Below are 21450 nucleotides of genomic sequence, written 5' to 3'. Positions count from 1 at the left end.
AGCAGCAACGTGACTCGATTCTTTTTATTGCGGCATGGGGAAACGGTTTGGAACCAGCAAGGAAACCGATATTGCGGGATAACGGACATTCCGCTGAATGATGCCGGGCGGGAGCAAGCCCGTTCGGCTGGCATTTCGCTTATGGGCAATGGGATATCCGCTATCTACTGTTCGCCGTTGCAGCGTTCTCTTGAGACAGCCAAAATAATCGGAAAAGCCTTGGCGCTTAAGCCGGTCGTAGACGACCGGCTGTATGAACTCGATTTCGGCCAATGGGAGGGGGTAACCCGGCATGAGATCGAATCCAACTACCGAGGCGGATGGGACGCATGGTTGAACGATCCCCGTATCGCTCCTGCGGGAGAAACAGGAGATACCGGCGCGAAAGCGGCCGTTCGCTACGAGTCGTTCATGAGGGAAAAAGGAGCGACGCATGCTGACGAATCTGTAGCAGTCATCGGCCATAATACTGCCAATCGGCTGTTCATAGCCGATTCGCTCGAACTGCCGCTTCGCTTTTACCGAAGCTTTAGGCAGCATAACTGCGGGATATCCTTGATGGAAATGCACAATGGAGAAATGGTGTGGGAGCGAATGAACGAAACCGCACACTTGAGAAAGATCGCGACGGAAGGATAGTACGTTCCTTCATCAAGAAAGGCACCCAATAAGGGTGCCTTTCTTGATGATATGCGGCTCGCGGACGGAATTATCGGCCGGAGCAACGTCTCGGAAAGTTCGCAGCCTATTCATGCTTGACACAAGGCAGCGTCCAACTCGCTGAGGCTAGCCCCGGAGCCGACGCCTCAATGGCAATCGCTCCCGGAGCCCGCTCCGCCCGCACGATGGCGGCGGCGATTCCGCGGTAGGCGCGGCAGCTCGCGGAACGGTAGCTTTCGCTGCTCGTCACGTCCGCCGAGTAAACGCCGAGCAGGCTTCCGCCTCCTTCTACCGTGACGGAAATCAAATGCGCAGCGTCAGGCACAAGGTGGCCATCCTTGTCGACGACAACGATTCGCAGCTCCGCGAAGTCCCGTCCGTCCGAGGACAACCGTTCGCTGTCGCAGCTCAGCTCCAGCCGTGCAGCGCTCCCTGCAGTGAACAGCGCGTCCTCGCATGCTCGCTGCCCTTCGTTCAGTCCGACGGCAGCGAGCGTTCCGGGAACATAGTCGACGTCCAGCTCGATCGCGCGGTAACCCTCCGTATCCTTCGCTAATACTCCGAGCGAGCGCCCGTTCAGGAACAGCTCCGCCGCATCGCAGTTGGTGAAGACGTATACCGTCTTGCGCTCGCCTTCGTTCCAGTTCCAGTGAAACTGCGAATTCATGTAGGCGTACGTTCCGCCGGCAGCGGGAACGGGTTGCTTGACGGCGAGGCGAACGAACGGCTCATCGCTCCAGATGCTTCGGCGGTAGTAGTACTCTCCTCGCGGCGTGCCGACCGAATCGACCAGCCCGAACCCCCAACCGCGGCGCCCTCCCGCCAGCGCGGAGATATCGAACGTATTGCCCAGAGCAGAGTCCTCGCCGAGGACGTCGGCGCCTTCTCCCAAATAATCGATGCCGACCCACAGGAACTGGCCGATAACGTAGCGATGCTGCATAATGCGCTTCCAATGCTCCGGCTCGAATTCGGTCTCGGAGCCGATCAGAGCCCGATCCGGACGCTCGGCGTGTATGCGTTCGTAGTACGCGTCGCCTTCCCGGCTGGCAACGTAGTTATACCCCGGCACGTCTACCAAATCCATGATACCTTCCCGCAAACGAAGCAGGTGATTGCCTTCCGCGCATACGGTCGCAGGCCGGGTATCGTCCTCCTCCTTGCAGATCTTAACCAACCTGCGCAAGATCGGGATGCCTTCGTCGAAGTAGAGATCCGGAATTTCGTTGCCCACGCTCCACATAATGACGCTCGGATGGTTGCGGTCCCGTCGCAGCATCGCCCGAAGGTCGGTCTCGTACCATTGGTCGAAGTAAAGATAATATCCGTAGGCGTTCTTGCCGTACGGCGAGTCCGAATAGCCGCGATCCCAGCCTAACTGCCATTCGTCGAACGCTTCGTCCATGACCATCATTCCGAGGTAATCGCACGCATGATAAAATTCCAGCGGGAAAGGGTGATGCGACGTGCGGACCGCATTGCAACCGGCTTCCTTCAGCATGGCCAGCCTGCTCGCCCATGTATGCGTCTGAACCGCCCCTCCGAAAATCGCCGCGTCCTGGTGCAGGCAGACGCCTTTGATTTTCGTCTCGACTCCGTTCAGCTCGAAGCCTTTCCCTGCGGTAAACGATAACGTGCGAATGCCGAGCGGGGTCAGCGCATCGTCGGTCGGCTCCTCCTCGACGAACAGAACGGAGCGTACCCGGTACAGATTCGGCTGATCCGGACTCCAGAGAGCGGGTTCCAACACGCGCAGCCGCTGCTCGAACCGATGTTTGCCGAACTGCGGCACGATCGTCTCATCCTCGGCTGCGGCCACCTCGCGGTCTTCCTGATCGAGGATCGTCGTTCGCAGTCGGCAGCTTTTGTTGATTTCGTTATTATCCGCCATTCCCTCCCCTTGCCAGACGAAAGCGTTCCACTTCGTCTCGGGATAACGCCCCACGGAGATGTTCGTTGCGACCGAGATCGCGGCGCCCCCGGAGTCGATGGACTCCGTTCTTGCTACCACGCCCCATACGTCAATGTGCAAAGGGGCTGCGACTATCAACTGCACGCGGCGGAACAGTCCGTTTCCTTGATAGGATCTGCCGAATGGCTGCAGCGAAGCATCCACCTTGACCGCAAGGACGTTCTCCTCCCCGGCGGGACGAAGATGAGGCGTAATATCAAACCAGAATGGCGTAAATGCGTAGGGATGCGTCCCGAGGCAGCGGCCGTTCACCCACACCTCGGCGTTCATCGCGGCTCCGTCGAACATGAGGTAACGTTTGCCGCCGACATGCCGCTGCGGAGAAGCGAACGGCAATCTGTACCACAAGACGCCCGAGCGAACGTACCCGTTCGCCGGATAGGCGGCATCGAAATCCGATTCCGCCGAATCGTCGTGCGGAAGCTGCACGATCCGCCATGCCGAGTCGTCATACAAGGCCGATTGCGCGCCCGGAGCGTCTCCCGCATGGCAGCGCCAATTTTCCCTCAAAAATGTAATGCTTCGGTAATCGGTGCCGTCAAGCATCCTCTCCACGTACGAGAGGGTAGGTTCTATTCTTCTTTTGGTCATGTTCCACAAGGCTCCTTCGCGAGGTCTGTCTCGTAATTCGCTTCTAGCCGTACCTTCTTCCAGCCTACTCCCGATTCTCGAGGAATCGTTCTGCGCCATCCGCCAACCAGATGTCCCCCGTCTGCCGGCCCGCACCAGTATCGCGGATAAGATTGTCCTTCAGTTCATTGTCCACGGACCCGGCGTTCATGAACAATCCGAATCCGTCGTTATCCTCGATCACGTTGCGGAGCCACTTGTTGCGGTTCGCCCCGTTGGCCGCTTTCTCCGGACGGAAATAGACGCCGCCATTCCCGTTGCAGCGTATGACGTTGTCGGCGAACCGGTTGTCCGAGTCCTTATGTCCGATAGAGATGCCGGACACGGCGTTACGCTCCAGCACGTTGCGCTCGAACTCGCCGAACTGGACGCGCCAGCAGACGAACAGCCCCGCCGTGCCGTTGTCGCTGCACGTATTGTCCTTGACGCGGGAGGAGTGCGAGCCGGCGCCGGGATGCAGCCCCGATCCTTTGCAGCCGCGAACGTCACAATGAAGCACCGAGATGTTCTCGGTAATCTGCCAACTGATGCCATCGCCGTTGAAGTCGCGCACGAAGACGCGCTCGATCAGGCAATCGCGCGCCTGCTTCAGATAGATTCCGCCCGCTCGGCAGCCGCCGATCGGCTCGTTGGCCGCCTTGTTTCCGTCGATCGCAAGATCGCGTACGCGGACCTGCTCGACGTCTACCGCCTCGATGATCGAGCAGGCATTCGTAGCCATTCCGCCGTCGTCCGAGCGGTAATCGCGCTCCAGATGCCGGTCGAAGCGCAGCACATGGCCGTCCACTGCCGTAATGACCGCCGTGCTTTCGTCCCAACCCCACTTTTGCGACGCGTCGAAAATTTGCAGCCCCATTCCGACGCGGAAGCCTCTGGCGTCCGCCACCTCTACGCGCAGCTCGCCGTAGTCGGCGTCGACGATGAACGGACTCTTGAAGCCGTCCGTCTTGCGCAGTACCGTCTTCGGTCCGGCGCCGGCAAGCGTGACCCGATCCGTCAAACGAATCGGTCCGTACACGTCATACACGCCCGGATCCAGCCGCACGATGCCGCCGCCATGCCGGGTCGCTTCGTCTACCGCCGATTGGACGGCCATGGACGTGAAGCCCGGATAGTCGCTTTGCGGACCTCCCGCAGTCACTTCGATCTTGCTATTGCGCAGCATCGGATCTCTCATCCCCAACTCTCTCACCCTCTCGTTATGAAAATATCAATTGCAGATCCGCAGGCTCAAGGAGCCCCTGATCGAGCAAGTCGTAAGCTTCCGCCGCTGGCTGCCCTTGCATCGGCGCCCTTTTCCAGAAAACCGGCCATGCCGCCTTCCGCGGGAGCTCGGCATCGTGATGCGGACCAAGCGTGTTTTTCATCGTGCCGCTGACACGAACGACGATTTCGTTCGAACCAGGACGTAACCAAGGCGAGATATTCAGCCGTCCGGAACCATCCAATCCGATCAAGCCTCCTTCGCTGCCGTTAACGATGACGGAAACGACCGCGCCCTCGAACCGTTTCAGCTCCAGCAGCGCCTGAATCGGCTTTCGGTCCAGCTCGACAACGTGACGATAGCGCACGGCTCCGGAGTAGAAAGGATATCCCATCGATTTCCAAGCGCCGATTCCAAGCGCGCGCGGAGATTCGATCGTCCAGACGCCGTCCCTCGGCGCAAGGCCGAACGCGCCTAGCACGTAGACGGGCTCGATTTCCAGCCGTACATCGAACCGCGGCGCGACCAGCTCTACGGTGTTCCATCCTTCGAACGCGACAGCCGCTATGTCGGCGACGCCGATGTCCGGGTCGAGCCAAGTTTCGCCTTCGAGCCAAGCGACGGGCGCGCCGTTCACCTTCAACTGGTAATAGGCCGAACGCTCTGCCGCTAACCTTAAGCGGGAAGGGATTCCGCCTTCCGCGATCTTGAACCGATACGTGCAGACGAAGCCGCTGTCCTCGCCATAATGGCGGTTGCGGTCCACGATCCGCCGTTTGTACTGAATCGCGTTGTCCCACGGGTTGGCCGCGAATCCGCGGTTTTGGTAAAGCAGCCAGCCGGCATGAATGGCGTGAACGTCCTGCCAAGAGCTGCCGTCGCCGAAATCGAAATCGCCGTAGTCGAGCACGAGCACGTTGTCCGATTCCGCAATCGCCTCTCCCTCATCCAGCTTGATCGTTCGTGCTTCTTTCGCTGCAGCAGCCGGGTCCGTTGCGCGAGACGGCACAGCATCCAGCGGATTCAAACGCAATAATAGCGAGTCCGTCCCTTCAAGCTTCACCGTTAAGCGGATGCCGTCCTGGGCGCCGGTAACTGCATCTGCAAGCGATTCTGTCTGGCCGTTCAGCAAGTTCCAACGCTCGGCGCTAGCCGCACCGCGGATGCCGAGCACCGCGGATGCCGGATGCCGGCCACAATTCGTGAACAGCACGATCGCCGACCCGTCTTCCAGCTCCCGGCGCAGGTGATGGATTCCCGGCGTTACCTCCGATTCCCATTGGAATCGGGGTTCGAGGCCCAGCTCCATCAGGCCGCCGCTCACCTCTTGCCCGGACTCGATCCGTAGAATGCCTGGCAAGCTGAGCAGCCGTCTGTAAGCCGCAGGATCGTTTATTCCATCTACATAGGGACCCGGTTCGCCAATGACGGCGACCCGGCCCCCTCTTTCCAGCAAGTTTTCCAGCAGTTGGATCGTGGAACTGCGCATATTGGCCATTCCTTCGGGAACAACCGCGACTTCGTAACGGGCGATTCCGACGCGGAGCTTGGCGCTTTCCGCTACCGCTTCCGATCCGCCATGCCGCTCCAGTATAAATTCGTCCCCGAGATCGAAGTCCCACAGCTCGTCGGCCAGATGCTGCAGCATCGCCAAGTAGCCGCGGAAATCCGGCCGAATCGGCGGATTGTCTGGTCTCTCGACCGAGCCGGCCTCCACGCCGGGCGGATACAGGAACGCCGTCGTCGTCGGATGCAGGACGAGCACGCGATTGCGCGCAGCGCCTTTGCTGAGCGCATAGGACAGGCGGCCGAAGTAGGCGTTCAGAACCGCGAACTCGGGCCACCAGCTCTGGCGCCAGTCGAACGACTGCGGGTGGTCGCGTTTGCGCGCGCCGACGATCGATCCGGCCGTAAAGTGCGGGTTAAAGAAATTGACGCCGTGGACCGCCAGCCAATCGCCGATTCTCTTATAATCCGCGAAGCAGGAGTCCCACCCGGAAGCGCCGAAAGATTCGCATAGGACGCGCGGTTTGCCGAGCTGATTCGCAACGCTCGCCGCCTCCAGCACGGTAAGCATCAACGGGTGCCGGGCATCGTCCGACAGCATACGCGCCATCAGGCAGTCGATAGCCGGCCATTCCATGAATTCGTAAAGCGACATGACGGCAGGGGAAGCCATGCCGGACGGCGAAGGCCAGTGGTGTTCCATAAAATGTCCCGTATAGGCGATGCCGCGACCCTTGCACCATTCCCCGATCGCACGTACGAAATTGTTCGACCACAGTTCGCGAACGGTCTCATAGTAATCGAAGCGCACCTTCGTCGGTTCAACGGATATCCCTGCGCCATATGCGTCATAGAAGAGGCACGGCAGATGCTCCTCCAGTCGGTAACCGTTGCGTTTGCGGAATTGCACGGCGAACCAATAACTGAAAGGAAGCGAATCCGGGCTCGCGGAATAGACGGCGCTGCCAGCGACTGCCGGCTCGTCGGTGAAGATAGCCGTCACGTCGCTCCCGAACGAATCTCCGAATCGCTTGGCGTAAGCCTCATAGGTCGTCTCGATGAACTTCTCGGCGACTTCGGGGCGCATCAGATCCATATAGGAGAAGCCACCGAGCCAAGCCGTGCTGACGAAGCGCTCCTCCTCGAAGACGAGAAACGAGTCGCCGAGTTCGTTCCAGCGGCTGTAAGGCTCATACGTCACGTCCGCGACGATCCGATAACGCGGCACCTCAGCTTCACGAAGCGCGGACATGCCGATCGGCTCGCAGGCGAAAGCCCGGATATGACCGGCCAGCAAAGGTGCAACGCCATTGCCTCGCGCTGCCGCTTCGTCCGCGCCGATGAAGCGTACCTTAACGGAAGACGCCGCGCAGTCGGGCAACTGCGCGGAGACATGCCCGCCTCCGAAACCCGAAGGATAGGAATTCTCATCATAGATGTTCAACTTGAAGTCGAGCCGCTGCGCTTCCCGCAGCGCGATGCCCCATAGAATGAACCAGTCCTCCGACAAGTATTCGGTAATCAGTCCCGGCCGCGGGTGTACGAACGCGCCGCCGAAGCCTCCTTTTTTCATCTCCCGCAACTGGGCTACGATTCTGTCTTCCGTCATTTCGTCGTTCCATACCCACAAAGGCGCCGGCCGAAAAGCAGCCGGCGGATCGATAAATTCGCTTAAAGCTGGCATAGGTCAATTCTTCCTTTCGACGAGAGCTTACCAGAATAGATCCTTTCGTCCCCTCAGCTTCGCGAGCGCTTCAACGAAGAAATAATCGCCATAGATCAGCGATTCGTCTACATACACCCCGCGCGAATAGTAACCGGTCGCATGCCGTAGAAGGCCTTCATGCTCCTCGCCCCATTCCGCATAGCGGTCGCACAGCGACCGGACGATTCGCTCGGCCGATATCCGGCACCAAGCGGCGTCTACGGCTCCAGCTCCTTCGTCCGCTTTCAACGACTCGGCCAACTCCAGCAGACCGGACGCCGCGATCGCCGCCGCGGACGAATCTCTCGGCATCGACTCCCGGCCAGCTTCCGGCAAGAAGAAGTCCCAGTATGGGACGGCGTCTTCCGGCAACTGCGCCACGAAGAAACGAGCGACCCGCAGCGCGGCTTCGCGATACCGCGCCTCGCCCGTGTACCGATAGCTGAGCGCGAAGCCGTACAGCGCCCAGGAAGCTCCGCGCGCCCAAGCGGAATCCGCGGCGTTGCCTTGCCCGGCCAGCGATTCGATCGGCGTCCCTGTCTCCGGATCGTAACGGAAAATATGGCAGACCGAACCGTCTTGGCGAACAAAATCGCGCAGGACGGAGTCGGCGTGGCGGATGGCGATATGCTTGTACCGCGGATCATTGATTGCGGATCCGGCCCAATACAGCAGCGGTAAATTCATCAGACAGTCGATGATCGCCCAGCCGGTATGATCCTCTTCGTCCCAATTCGGCCAGGCGCGGATGAACTCCCCCTGCGGATTGTATCTTCCGGCAAGGAGGTTGGCCGCGATGAGCGCATGCCGCTTCGCGTCTTCATCTCCCCCGCGCTCTGACGCTTCGGCCAGACGATGCTGGGCAACGCTGCTCAAGCTGAACATGAAGCCGACGTCGTGATGCAGCAGATCGTAGGTGTGCAGCGTCTCCGCGAGCTCCCGCTCGCACGCTTCGGCGACTCGTCGCAGCTCCTCGTTGCCGTTCTCCCGGTACGCAAGCCACAGCAGTCCCGGCCAGAAGCCGGCGACCCAGTCATGCTTCGGCCCTTTGACGTAACGTCCGTCTTTCGTCCCATTCGGAAAGGCGACTCCGATCGTCCGGGCACTCCGGACGATTTTGGCTTCCGCCCGGCTCCAAGCCTCTTCCGCCCAGCCCAAATCCCGTATCATTCCGGGGTTCAACCTCTGCTCCGTCATACTTCCATCCCTCCTGCTGCTTCTCTGGCTTTGCCGTGTTTGTATTTATTATAAAATCGCTAAACTGCCGAACCAATAGTAATATTTATTGATTCGCTGTCTTTTCATAACCATTTAACGGGCTTTGAAACAAAAGCGGGCTTGCGTATTCGCGGAAGAAAATCTCCCGATAATCGCAAGCCCGCTTTATTTTTCACCTATTTCGGATCCGTTGGAAATAAGATCTTCACGTTCGTGCCGATTCCGGGTCGGCTAAAAAGAGAAACGCCGTATTGATTGCCGTAATGAAGCTTGATGCGCTGATCAACATTGCGAATGCCATAGCCTTTGCCTCCGTCTTCCCTGAAAATCCGCTTAATCGTATCTTCGCTCATGCCCACGCCATCATCGATAATGCTGAAGAAAATATGATTATCCTCCATCCCCGCTTCAAGCCGCAAATAAATGCGATCGCCGAACCAAGCATGCTCGAGAACGTTTTCCAGAAAAGGCTGCAAAATGAGCTTGATCGTTCCGTATGCATAGATCGCCGGATCAATACGATAACCGACCTCCATCCGTTCGCCGTAACGAATCTGCTTAATGGCCAAATAAGCTTTGGCATGCTCGATTTCCTTCTCGATTACATGAAACATTTTGCCTTCGTTCAACGTCAAACGATAAAATTTGGCAAGCTCCAGAATCATTTTATTAATCTTCTCATTTTCGCCCATTTTCGATAGCCGTCCGATAGAGGAAAGCGTATTATAGAGAAAATGCGGGTTAATTTGTGCTTGGAGAGCAGCAAATTCGGACTCCTTTTTCTGAATTTGCATCATCAGAACTTCCTGGATGAGCTTCTCCGTATTCGTGCCCATCTCGTTCAGCGCAATTCCTATTTCCGAGAACTCATCCTTCCCTCTGACGACCATCCGTTTTCGGAAATCGCCTTCGCGGAACGCCCCTAATACCGAGACGATCCGACCGACGCGCAAGGAGAAATAGCGGCTGATCAGAACGGCGATCAGCCATAACACCAGCATCCCGATGATGCTGACAATAATCGTCAGCTTCCATACCCGCGTCGCATCCTTCGTCAAAATTTCATTCGGCACGACGGTTACAAGCTCCCATTGCGTACCCGCCAGCGGTTCCTTAATAACCAGATCGCCGCTGACTCCCTGATCCTCTTGCGGAACGTTCGTTGTCTCTGTTCCCTGCTCGGATGCAAAGACAGTCGTCCCCTTCTCGTTCAAAACGTATATTGATGCCTCATTGCCGATCTTTGAATAATCGACGCTTTGGAACAGCTCGTCTAATTTCACGGTAGCCCGCATAATTCCGATTTCATCGAGCTGGAACGGATCATAAGTATCCACCAATCGACGGATGAGGGAAATGTTTCCCATTGCAGCGTCGTTCTCGATCTGCTCCCACCGCATCGTTATGCCGTATTCCTCTTGCGGAATGTCCCCATACCATGGTTTGTCCACGATCCGGCTCAGATGATACAGCTCGAAAATTTTTCCTTTGCTCGCCAAAAAGTCCTCCGAGTCCGATTTCGTATAGAACAGCTCCGGCAGCGATTGATTTCGCAAATACATGCTTAGCCAGATGCTGCTGTCCGTGGACTTGATCGCATTCTGCAGCTTTGGAATGAGATAACTGGTTGTCGTCTCATAGCTGACCCAACCTTCTTCGTAATTCCGTAGATGGGCGGTTAGATCGAGATCCGAATAAAGCAAATGACTGATTCTAACCGTATCGTTTAGCTTATACCCCACATTGTCGGCGATCTGCTTGAGCGTTGCCCTAATGTTGTTGCTGGATTGCTCTCGAATGGAATGAATGAACGTCACATACGAGAAAGTGCCTATTGTCAGTATCGCAATCAATATGACCAGCACATAGGTCGCCATCAGCTTATACCCGAACGGAATGTAACTTCGCTTCGTTATCTGCATGTCTTGCGATACTCCCCGGGAGACAAGCCGAAGGATTCCTTGAATTGTTTGCTGAAATACGTCAAGTTGCTATAGCCGACATGATCGGATATTTCATAGATTTTGAGACTTGAATGCTTAAGCAGTTCACAAGCCTTCTCCAACCGCACATGAATGATGAAATCGGTGAAGCTTCGGCCGGTCTCCTCGCGGAACAACTGACCCATATAATTATGCGAATAGGAGAAATGATCGCTAACGTCGCGGAGCGTCGTCAATTGCTCGCCTACCCGACTTTCGACGAATGCCATTACTTTTTCGATTAACTGGCGGTTTTTACGCTGTTTCTTAACCAACAAAACATCGGAGATTGCCTTTAATTTCGATATGAACCATTCTTGCACATCAGCGATCGTCTCGTAGCTCGTTATGGCCTCCCAATGGTCTGCAGCCTTTCCCCAATGATCCTGGAAATCGACATTTAGTCCTTCCAGATATAACTCGAGCTTAAATAATGCGCGCGCCAAAAAATTATCCACATCCTGTTTGGAGTCGAGGCGTCTAACGAAACTGAACACGCCGCCGGCTTCCTCCTCGATCGATAGGGCATCGCACCGGCTTAACGCCTCAAACAAAGTATCCAGCCCGATATCGACATGCCTCGCATGCTCCAGCTCCGCATGCTCAATACGGCCGAGCTCAATGACACGATTTTTTCCTTCAAACCATTTGCAAGAGAGCGCCTTAAGCGCTTCCTTGTACGATCTCTTCATATCGGCGTACGCTTCGAACAACTCTCCTACTCCTGCGGTAGCCGTAACCGGATGTCGTTCGCTGAGTCCAATGATGGCGCTCGTCAGCCACTCGTAGCTGGCGTCGTCGGCATTCTCCAGAATGCAAGCCATCCGATGAGGGGCGATTCTGCAACAATTCGCAACTCCCGCGATCTTAGCTTGCTCCGCCAAATATTCCAAGCAATCGGACAGCAGCTTCTCCCGCTCCATGTCCGAGAGCTTGCTTAGCTTCCATGCCACATCGTCGATTTCCAACACCGCAATCTTACCCGGCAGCTTGGACAACTCCGCATTACGTTCATATTCAAAACCCGCTTCACTACTCAGGCTCATGCCTTCCAACGCATCCAGCAGCCATTGCTTACGCGCCATCGGCGCTAGCTCCTTATAGACGGACTCCATGCGAACATTCTCTCTCGCAGTATCCAGCGAGTCCTTTACCTGCTCGATCGTGCGGGTAAGCTCATCATCGTCTACCGGCTTCAGTACATAACTAACCGCATTGAGCGCCAGAGCTTCGCGCGCGTAATGAAAATCCTCGACTCCGCTTACGAAAATAATTCTCAAGTCCGGCCACAGCGTCTTCGCTTTCTTGGCCAGCTCTAGCCCTGACATATTCGGCATGCGTATGTCGGTTACCAATATATCGATCTGCTCCCGCTCCAGCACGCTCATTGCCGCATAACCGCTATTGACTGATGCAGAGACAGCAATCCCCAGCTGTTCCCATGGAATGAAATGCCTCAGTCCATATAAGTCCAATTCCTCATCATCCACTAGCAGCGCACAGTACATGAAGCAATCACCTCTCTAGGACGTTGTTAATACAAGTAGTATAACGTCAAGCTTCCGACATGCCTATAGAATCGTGCTTGAATGAATGTATGTACGAATACAATAAGGGAAAAAGGCACAACCATTCGCAAGGAGTGGTTGTACCTTTCTTCTATACAAATACGCGCTTAATTCCCTTGCATTTTTTTCAAGTTTTGCTGCCAAATTTGCGTTTTGTAGGCAAGCAATTTCTCATAGCCAGCTGCTTGCGCATCCTTCTCGGCTTTGTCTAGGATGGAGTCGACCTCTTCGTCGCTCTTCGCGAACATCACCTTAGCGCGCGCCTGATCGGCAATTTGTCCAATTTGCTGAGCGATGACGCCTTCGTCCGATTCCTGAATCGGCTCGATACCCGCAAATTGGGTCGCGTTAAACGAAGTTTTCCAGGTAACCGACGTTTGCGCCACCGTATCCCATGAACGCTTGTCTTCTGCAAGCTTCATCTCGTTAACCGCTTTTGACGTATCGATAAAACTCGTGTTTCCTGCCCACTGGAACGTATCCCAAATGGCCATGTTTTTCGTGCGCTCGTCTTTCTCCTCAATAAACTTATCGGTATAAAGCGGAGCTCCGTTCTCGTCCGTTCCTTCCCAATAATGGCCTTCAGGCCCCCAGAAAATAACCCTCTCGCCCTCTGGGCTTGTCAGCCAATCGAGATAGGCGAAGATGCCTTCCGGATTTTTGGCAGACGTCGTGATCAAGCTGACGTTCCATCCGATTGAGTCGTACTGGTTGACCCACACCTTATTTGGATCTACCCCTTCTTTATGAACAGGCCAAATAATTTGGTAACCGCCGTTCGGATTTTTTTCTTTCAAAATTCCGTCAGCCGTCGGTAAAAGCCCCGTTGTATCATAAGCGGAATAAACAGCCACTTTTCCATTGTTGACCTTTTCCTTCACTTGGTCGCGAGTCTGTGTCAGCGCATCTTGGGTAATCAGCTTCTCGCGGAAAAGCTTGCTTGTATACTTCATTGTCTCCCGGTAAACCGGATCCGTGAATAAGGAAATCAACTTATCGCCCTGAGGGACAGCTCTCATAGCAAGATTTTGCATCGGGTGATCATCTGCCATGCCCGGATAGAACATATCCATACCTTGACCCGTCATGCCTGTTTCATATGGGATGACATCCGGATACTTTTCCTTTACGAGCTTCAAATACGCATACAGATCATCGAAGGTTTCCAGCCTTGGCTCGCCGAGCGCCTTATAGATCTCGATATTGACTGCGTATCCGCCGTTGCCCATCGGACGGTTCGTATACCAGTTCGGGAATTGATAAAGCTTGCCGTCGCTGGAACGAAGCATATTCAGCGTCTCTTCTCCCGCATACTTTACTAAATTAGGGTACTTCTCCAAATAAGAATCTAACGGAACGACAAGTCCGGCCTTCACCAACTTCTCAACATCCGGTCCGCGGTCGAGCCATACGACATCGGGCAGCTTCTTGGAAGCGAGCATGGTCGTAAACTTCTGACTGGCAGCTCCGCTGGAAGGGATCGCTTTCACGGTAACTTGTTTGTTGTCTTGAATCCACTTCGTCGCCATGTCTTCTCCCCACGGATACATCGTATACCAATCGTAGTTGCCGTAGAACGAGAACGACAGCGGCGTTTCGCCGAATACGAAAGCATTCTCTTCCTTACTCGCATTGTTAGTTGCTGCTTGATCCGTCGCGCCCTCCTCAGCTTTATTTTCCTTTCCGCTGCAAGCGGTAAGTGCGGTTAGAAGAGCCAGCATCAAGGCTAATGACACAATCATCTTATTTCTCTTGATCATCGATAATGCCCCTTTCCATCTCGTTATTATTATATCGTTAAAGCCTCTCGGCTCTCACTTCAATTCTTAAGAGAAAAGATAGATTACCCTTTGACCGAACCGATCATGACCCCTTTTGCAAAATATTTCTGAACGAACGGGTACACGAGGAGAATAGGTATCGTCGCCACCATCATCGTAGCCATCGTTAACGATTTTGTCGTGACCGCCTGACTCGCCGACATTGCGTTCTGCGCCGCCGCATTCGTCTGCATGAGCTGCTCGGACATAATATTAGAGTTCAAGATGCGTTGCAGCGTCGTCTGGATCGGAAGAAGATCTTCGTTCGTAATGTAGAGAATCGGTGTAAACCATTCATTCCAATGCCACACCGCGGCAAACAAGGATAACGTCGCAATAACCGGGGTAGATACGGGTATCACAATTCGTAAGAACGTGCCCCAATAACCGCAGCCGTCAATTTTGGCCGACTCCTCCAACCCATCCGGCAGCTCAAGGAAAAAAGTCCGGAATACGATCATGTTCCATACGCTGATCAAGTTCGGGATGATCATAACCCAGAAGCTGTCCATCAGACCCAGTGACTGTATAAGCATATAAGAAGGAATAAGTCCACCTGCAAAATACATCGTGATCAAACAAATGACCATATAAATGTTCTTGCCCATCAGTTCTTTTTTGGACATGCCGTACGCGAATACAGCCGTGAAGAAGATGGCAGTAATCGTCCCGATGATTGTTCGGACAACGGATACGATGAAGCTTGTGATCAGCCTCTTGTCATCGAACACGATGGCATAATTGTCGAGCGTGAATTGTCTCGGCCAGAACGTGACGCCGCCCATAGACGTGTCCGTCCCGCTGTTGAACGAGATGACGCCAGAATTCCAGAACGGGTATAACATGATGAAGGACATGAAGCCGACCAACAGGTAGATTCCATTCACCATCCATCGCTCAGAGAACGATAATCTCATATCTTCACTTCCCTATTTGAAATGTCGGAGTCGAGAGCTACCATAGGCTTTGTCCCGATCTTCTTGCCCATCTGTTAGCAAGCACAAGCAATGTCACGCTTATTACGGCTTTGAACAAGCCAACCGCTGTGCCATATGAATAGCGATATGAGCCAATGCCGACGCGGTAAGCATACGTATCGATGACATCTGCGACGTCGAGCAGAATCGGATTTTTGGACAACAACAGGATGTCTTCAAAGCCGGCGCTGAGCAGATTGCCGATGGATAAAATAAAGAACAAAATGATGACCGGTTTGATAGCTGGAATCGTAATATGATGAATTTGCTTAAACCGGTTAGCTCCATCGAGGGACGCCGCTTCGTATATTTCCGGATTCACGCCGGCTATTGCCGCCAAATAAATAATCGAAGAGAATCCGATGTCCTTCCACACGTTCGTGCTAATGAGAATCGACCAGAAATAATCTGCGTTCGATAGGAAGTTGATTGGCTCCTTGATCCATCCGAGCGACTCTAGCAACATATTCAAACTCCCGTTATCTACGGCAAGCATTGAACCCACAAATCCGGAAACGATTACCCACGATAAGAAGTGCGGTAAATAACTGATCGTCTGCACGATTCGCTTATAAGCGGCATTCCTGATCTCATTTAATAAGACAGCCAAAATAATCGGGGCAGGAAATCCGATCAACAGCTTCAGGAAGCTGATCGCAAGCGTATTCCGCATGACTCTCCAGAAGTCGGGAGACTGGAAGAAAGCGTCGAAATGCTTAAAGCCTACCCATGGACTCGCCCAAAAGCCTTGTATAATGTCATAATCTTTAAAAGCCATCAAAGCTCCATACATCGGCACGTAACTGAACAAGGCGATGAACAGAATTGCAGGAATGACCATAATCTGCAGATCCCATTGCTTCGCGAATCGGATCAGCTTGCTCGTTCGTGATTGCATAGGGTCACGTCCTTTCTTTTTCTTCTCGACCTAATCATACATGGGATACGTTGCCCCCAACCACCGCACTATGCATCGAAAAGTTATACTTTGAGAAGGTATTCAAAAAAACGTAATTTTCTAAACCTTTCAGTCGACATAAAAAAACAGGAGGGCGCAGATGTTCGGTCTGCACCTTCCTGTTTCAATTATTAACGCTTATAATCATGCCTTAGACGGCTCTATCAATTGCAGCCGCTTGAACTTCGCGAATATGAATATGCCTGTCAGCACGACAACGACGCCTGACCAGAAAAACCACATTTGAATGCCGTACTTGTCTACGAGCGGTCCAGCCATCAGCAAGCCGATCGGCGAAGCCAGCAGCATGACGCTCGTTGCGATCGATATGACGCGTCCGAGCATCTCTGGCTCGTAAGCCCTCTGAATCATTGCCATATACGGTCCGTTGAAGAACGGTGCCGTCGCCCCCATGAAGAACGACAGAACGACGAAAACGATAAAAGCATCTTTGCTGAGCAAGCCGCTGGCCAGACAGGTTGCTCCTATTGCCACAAGGCTGAAACCGATATACGTTACATCCTTCCACCTGGATGCAGCTACCGATAGCAGTAAGCCGCCTGCCATCATGCCGATACTGAACACTGCCTCCACAAGACTAGCGCTGTAGCCTCCCCTCTCGAAGTGAGAAAGCGTCATGAAAGGGAATAACATGGCAAGCGGCATAAAAGCTATGCTGAAGATCGCCGCGGCAAGCGTAATAATGACAACCGGCTTGACCTTAATGAACGTTTGCCAGCCGAGCTTCAATTCGTTAAAGAAATGAGGCTGCACCTTCACTTCCGGCTTCGGTTGATTGAATTTTACGAACAAGAGCATCAGATTGGCGATGAGAGCGCCGGCCACGTCAAGGAAAAGGACGACTCCGAGCGATGTCGCCGAATACACTGCAATTCCGAGAGCAGGTCCGATAATAGTGGAGAACGAGAAGATCATTTGCTGCCAACCGGCCACGCGCGTTAATTGATCTTCCGGTGCAATCAACGGAATAGCCGCTTGGAAGGCAGGCGCGTGGAAGGCTGACGCCGTCGATCGAATCATTAATATCAAATATACGAAAGCTAGGCTAGGCTCGCCAAAATAATAATATAATCCAAGCACAAGACTGAATAGCGCAATCGAGCTGTCCGCAATAATCATCGTAAGCTTGCGGTTCCACCGATCGAGGAGCACACCAATAAAGGGACCTAACAGCGCCTGAGGAAGGAAGCCTATAAGTCCCGCAATCGTCAGCACGATGGCTGATTCCGTCGTCTCCGTCAAATGCCAAATAATCGAGAATTGAACCATCGACGTCGTTAATATGGAGAATAGTTGTCCGGTGAATATCGTGGCGAATGCTTTTTTCCATTGCATAGCATTCGTGTTAAGCAGCTTTTCAGTTATCATATTGGTTGCTCCTCTATTTAGGTATCCTCGATTGATATCGAGTAACATTCTGTTGTATAAGATAATCCGAGATAGGAGCACACCAAACAACACTTGCCATTTCACTAAAAAATGGAGTGCGATGATGACCTGCCCCTCGTCTTACCTTAAACGCATAAATGCTGTACCTAGCAAAGGAAGCACCCCCGACGATCAGCAGCTTTCGCTGCCGACAAAAGTTATTGCCATTTTAGCAAAAAAGCCGGGGGCGCACAATCACTTACATAAAACCAGCCATTAGCTCGTCCAAGCTTTTGAATTCATAGCCTTGACGGCGAGCTTCGTCAATAATGCCTCCAAGCGCCTCCGTATTGTCCTTCGACACGGAATGGAGCAAAATAATCGCGCCGGGATGAAGCTGCTTGATGACAGAGCTGTAGGCGTAATCGCGTCCTCGCTGCGCATTAACATCCCAATCCTTGTAAGCGACCGACCAGAATACGTTCGTATAGCCAACCTGCTTGCTGACAGCCAGCACCCTTTCGCTGAATATCCCTCTTGGAGGTCTTAGATAAATCATTTCCTTCTGTCCTGTGAGCTCGCGCACTTGTACATTTACTTTGTCCAGCTCGGACTTGATCTGCTCGTCGGACAACGTCGTCATGTCCGGATGGCTCCAGGAATGGTTGCCGATGATATGCCCCTCGGATGCCATTCGCTTTAGCAGCTCAGGCTGATCCTTAATGTAATGACCGGTCACGAAAAAAGTCGCCGGCGTCTTCTTATCCCTCAATATGTCGAGGATTCTGGGGGTGTAGCCGTTCTCGTAACCGTTATCGAACGTTAAGTAAAGCTCCTTCTTGGTCGTGTCACCAAGAAACAAAGCACCGTGTTTCATCACGATCGGCTTGAAGCCCTCATCATCTATGGAGGGGAGCCGCCCCTCAGCGCTCTTCCGAAAGCCAAAATGATACACGCCAGGCGAGCCAGCCGCATTTACAATACTTGTCGCACCGCTCAGCATAACCATAAGCAGCAAAGCCGCAACGACGATACGAATCAAACGCATAACCACTCATCCGCTCCTTCTCTTGTCCCGATCGTAACCGATCATAATAAAAATAGCTGCGCCAACGATTTTAAATCGTCAGCGCAGCTATTTTCCCCTGATTTTCACTATTATATCCATCATTCTCCCTTATTGCCGTTCGCCGTACAGTCCGTTTACCTCTTGGATCAGCACCTCGAGCAGCGGAAAGGTTGATTGATAGCCAATGCTCTCAATGATCGAACGATGATACCATTCCTGCTTGTCGCGGCCGCGCTTGAAACGCTGCCACGCCTTCTCGCCCTCAGCCTCAATAGCAGCCCGTGTCGATCGAATATTATGAATCTTATCTGCGCAGGATACCATTCTGACCGGAAGCGATGCTGTCTTTAAGAAAGCAATCGTATGCGACTTGCGCTCCTCCCAGGACTTGCTCTTGTCAGGCTCTGAGCATCCGATAACAATATCCGTCACCGTCTGTCCGAATTTCTCGAGCAGATCTTCTTCCGTAACTTCGGTATCCTCCAGCGTGTCATGCAGGATGCCTGCAGCTACGATCTCAGGCTCGCACTGGGCTTGCATCAGCATCATCCCGACTCCGAAAGGGTGGCTAATATAAGGCAGGTTCGTACCTTTCCTCACTTGATTTTTGTGAGCCTTTGCCGCAAGATCTATCGCTTTCTGTATAAGCTCCATTACCAATAATCGCTCCCTCTCCTGCATGGCCGCCTTTTCTTTTTTGTTCGATCTTTTTCGTATGCAGCCTATAAACGTAATATATACGCTTTTTTGTTTCAACTAGACCATATGCGTATGCGTAATGGTCGGCTAGTGTTCGTAGTGTATCCGAATATCGCTACGTATACCACATAATATCGTCTAATCAACTATGACTGCTTATTTTCAGATCGAATAACTCCGAAAGGAGCTTATATGAATGTACACGCGCCTCGTAATTATGAATCGGGCTATTAATGAGAATCTCGTTAACATTGTAAGCCCCGCTTAGCTCGATAAGCTGCTGCTTCACTTTCTCCGGAGAACCTACAACTCTCGTTTGGCGCGTATGCTTAATTCTTAGATAGTCTGCTTCCGTATATGGGTAATCATATGCCGTCTGCACAGAAGGCAGATTGAGCAGTTGCTGTCCAGTCGACAGCTGCAGGAAAAATAAATCACTGCTTGTCGCAAGCGCATTCGCTTCCTCGTCCGTATCAGCACAAATAACTAATGCTGCAATCATAGCCTGCGGCTTATCGCCGAGCAGCTTGGAAGGCTGGAAGTGTCTCTGATAATATCGCATCGCTTCCTCTCCGCCCGGTGTGCCGAAAAACTGTGCAAACGCATAAGCCGAACCTAGCTGCGCAGCCATTTTTGCGCTTTCTCCGCTAGAGCCGAGCATCCAGATCGGCGGCGCGCTCGGAATCGACGGAGACGTCAGCAGCCCCTCAAAAGGATGCCCCGAAGGCTGTTTATCGCGCAGAAAACCTGCCAAATCAAGCACCTGCTGCGGGTACTTGTTCACATCAACGAACTTATCGGCTTGCAGCGCCCTTGTCGCAATCGGCATACCTCCCGGCGCTCGGCCTAGCCCGACGTCAATTCTGCCCGGATGGAGCGCCTCCAGCAGCTTAAAGTTTTCCGCTACTTTATAGGCGCTGTAATGAGGCAGCATGATCCCGCCTGATCCTACACGTATCGTCGATGTAGCTGCTGCCAAATGCGCGATAAGCACTTCAGGACTAGAGAACGCGAGCGCCCTTGTCGCATGATGCTCCGATACCCAGAACCGGCTGTAACCTAGTCTCTCCGTCTCCTGAATGAGACGTGTCGCTTCCTGCAGCGCTTCTCCCGCAGTCTGACCTTCACTAATATGCACCTGATCGAGAACTCCAAGCTTGAGCATAACCAACCTCCTAGCGATATAATGAGCATCAATATGAGTAAGATAATTTCAAAAAAAACCACTCCCGTTCGTCTCAATGCGACGAAGTTAGTGGTTACCGTTTAAGAAAAAAATGAAGATGGTCGGGATGACACGATTTGAACATGCGACCCCCTGGTCCCAAACCAGGTGCTCTACCAAGCTGAGCTACATCCCGAGAAAAGATGGAGCGGAAGACGGGAATCGAACCCGCGACCCTCGCCTTGGCAAGGCGATGCTCTACCGCTGAGCCACTTCCGCAAAAAACTGGTGCCGTCGAGAGGACTTGAACCCCCAACCTACTGATTACAAGTCAGTTGCTCTACCAATTGAGCTACAACGGCAAGGTATGGTTTCATCTGCTTCTAGATGAAAGGATTGGTTGCGGGGGCAGGATTTGAACCTGCGGCCTTCGGGTTATGAGCCCGACGAGCTACCGGGCTGCTCCACCCCGCGTCGTTAAACAAATAATAATGGTGACCCGTAGGGGATTCGAACCCCTGTTACCTCCGTGAAAGGGAGGTGTCTTAACCCCTTGACCAACGGGCCTAACTATGATGATAAAAAAGTTCGTACGGAGAGAGAGGGATTCGAACCCTCGCACCACTTACGCAGTCTAACCCCTTAGCAGAGGGTCCCCTTGAGCCACTTGGGTATCTCTCCAAACAATGTTTTTCGATGATTATGCTTCCTGAATGACTTCAGAAAAGACACGACCATTGAAATCAAGGCATTGCGCCCTGAAAACTGGATACGAAAGATGTTGCTGCTGAACTTTAGCTGTTGCCTACAGGTTGTATGGACCATATAAGCTCTTTAGGATAAGCCCTCGACCGATTAGTATTCGTCAGCTACACACATTGCTGTGCTTCCACCCCGAACCTATCAACCTCGTCGTCTTCAAGGGGTC

General features: G+C 53.3%; 14 protein-coding genes, 6 tRNA genes and 1 rRNA gene. 1 reads left to right on the top strand and 20 read right to left on the bottom strand.

What is annotated here, in order from left to right; all coding sequences use genetic code 11:
- Nucleotides 1–9: 9 nt before the first annotated feature.
- Entirely contained in the window at nucleotides 10–639 is a 630-nt protein-coding gene (locus V8F51_RS04825; RefSeq protein WP_337098925.1) for a histidine phosphatase family protein, read from the top strand.
- Nucleotides 640–745: 106 nt separating this feature from the next.
- Here V8F51_RS04825 and V8F51_RS04820 read toward each other — a convergent pair whose 3' ends face one another.
- The 20 genes from V8F51_RS04820 to V8F51_RS04725 form a co-directional block, all read right to left on the bottom strand.
- Complete coding sequence (locus tag V8F51_RS04820; protein WP_337098924.1) at nucleotides 746–3223, bottom strand: glycoside hydrolase family 2 TIM barrel-domain containing protein; 2478 nt, start codon at nucleotides 3221–3223, stop codon at nucleotides 746–748.
- 64 nt (nucleotides 3224–3287) lie between these two features.
- A complete protein-coding gene (locus V8F51_RS04815; RefSeq protein WP_337098923.1) occupies nucleotides 3288–4427 on the bottom strand; it encodes a right-handed parallel beta-helix repeat-containing protein in 1140 nt (379 codons plus the stop codon).
- 34 nt (nucleotides 4428–4461) lie between these two features.
- Nucleotides 4462–7656, bottom strand: coding sequence for a glycosyl hydrolase (locus V8F51_RS04810; RefSeq protein WP_337098922.1), 3195 nt, complete (start codon nucleotides 7654–7656; stop codon nucleotides 4462–4464).
- Between the two features lie 27 nt (nucleotides 7657–7683).
- Complete coding sequence (locus V8F51_RS04805) at nucleotides 7684–8874, bottom strand: glycoside hydrolase family 88 protein (protein WP_337098921.1); 1191 nt, start codon at nucleotides 8872–8874, stop codon at nucleotides 7684–7686.
- Nucleotides 8875–9071: 197 nt separating this feature from the next.
- Nucleotides 9072–10817, bottom strand: a complete 1746-nt coding sequence (locus V8F51_RS04800; protein WP_337098920.1) for a sensor histidine kinase — start codon at nucleotides 10815–10817, stop codon at nucleotides 9072–9074.
- Nucleotides 10808–12385 (bottom strand): response regulator, encoded by a 1578-nt coding sequence (locus V8F51_RS04795; protein ID WP_337098919.1) that lies wholly within the window; start codon nucleotides 12383–12385, stop codon nucleotides 10808–10810. The genes V8F51_RS04800 and V8F51_RS04795 overlap by 10 nt, the downstream gene beginning before the upstream one ends.
- Nucleotides 12386–12552: 167 nt before the next feature.
- Nucleotides 12553–14205, bottom strand: coding sequence for an extracellular solute-binding protein (locus V8F51_RS04790; protein WP_337098918.1), 1653 nt, complete (start codon nucleotides 14203–14205; stop codon nucleotides 12553–12555).
- 83 nt (nucleotides 14206–14288) lie between these two features.
- Entirely contained in the window at nucleotides 14289–15182 is an 894-nt protein-coding gene (locus tag V8F51_RS04785; RefSeq protein WP_337098916.1) for a carbohydrate ABC transporter permease, read from the bottom strand.
- Between the two features lie 37 nt (nucleotides 15183–15219).
- Nucleotides 15220–16140, bottom strand: coding sequence for an ABC transporter permease (locus tag V8F51_RS04780; protein WP_337098915.1), 921 nt, complete (start codon nucleotides 16138–16140; stop codon nucleotides 15220–15222).
- Nucleotides 16141–16344: 204 nt separating this feature from the next.
- Nucleotides 16345–17589, bottom strand: a complete 1245-nt coding sequence (locus V8F51_RS04775; protein WP_337098913.1) for an MFS transporter — start codon at nucleotides 17587–17589, stop codon at nucleotides 16345–16347.
- 259 nt (nucleotides 17590–17848) lie between these two features.
- Nucleotides 17849–18598 (bottom strand): delta-lactam-biosynthetic de-N-acetylase, encoded by a 750-nt coding sequence (gene pdaA / locus V8F51_RS04770; RefSeq protein WP_337099364.1) that lies wholly within the window; start codon nucleotides 18596–18598, stop codon nucleotides 17849–17851.
- 168 nt (nucleotides 18599–18766) lie between these two features.
- Nucleotides 18767–19312, bottom strand: a complete 546-nt coding sequence (locus V8F51_RS04765; RefSeq protein ID WP_337098911.1) for an HD domain-containing protein — start codon at nucleotides 19310–19312, stop codon at nucleotides 18767–18769.
- A 187-nt stretch (nucleotides 19313–19499) separates the two neighbouring features.
- A complete protein-coding gene (locus V8F51_RS04760; protein WP_337098910.1) occupies nucleotides 19500–20522 on the bottom strand; it encodes an LLM class flavin-dependent oxidoreductase in 1023 nt (340 codons plus the stop codon).
- A gap of 119 nt (nucleotides 20523–20641) precedes the next feature.
- Nucleotides 20642–20718, bottom strand: a tRNA-Pro gene (locus tag V8F51_RS04755).
- An 8-nt stretch (nucleotides 20719–20726) separates the two neighbouring features.
- A tRNA-Gly gene (locus V8F51_RS04750) sits at nucleotides 20727–20801 on the bottom strand.
- 7 nt (nucleotides 20802–20808) lie between these two features.
- Nucleotides 20809–20884 (bottom strand) — tRNA-Thr (locus tag V8F51_RS04745).
- A gap of 35 nt (nucleotides 20885–20919) precedes the next feature.
- Nucleotides 20920–20996: transfer RNA gene (locus V8F51_RS04740), tRNA-Met, on the bottom strand.
- Nucleotides 20997–21014: 18 nt separating this feature from the next.
- A tRNA-Glu gene (locus V8F51_RS04735) sits at nucleotides 21015–21089 on the bottom strand.
- A gap of 26 nt (nucleotides 21090–21115) precedes the next feature.
- Nucleotides 21116–21203 (bottom strand) — tRNA-Ser (locus tag V8F51_RS04730).
- Between the two features lie 154 nt (nucleotides 21204–21357).
- A 23S ribosomal RNA gene (locus V8F51_RS04725) occupies nucleotides 21358–21450 on the bottom strand; the annotation flags it as partial.

Source organism: Paenibacillus sp. YIM B09110 (genome assembly GCF_037167145.1).
GTDB lineage: Bacteria > Bacillota > Bacilli > Paenibacillales > Paenibacillaceae > Pristimantibacillus.
Note: the sequence above shows the minus strand (reverse complement) of the source record. Positions and strands in the feature narration are given on the sequence as shown.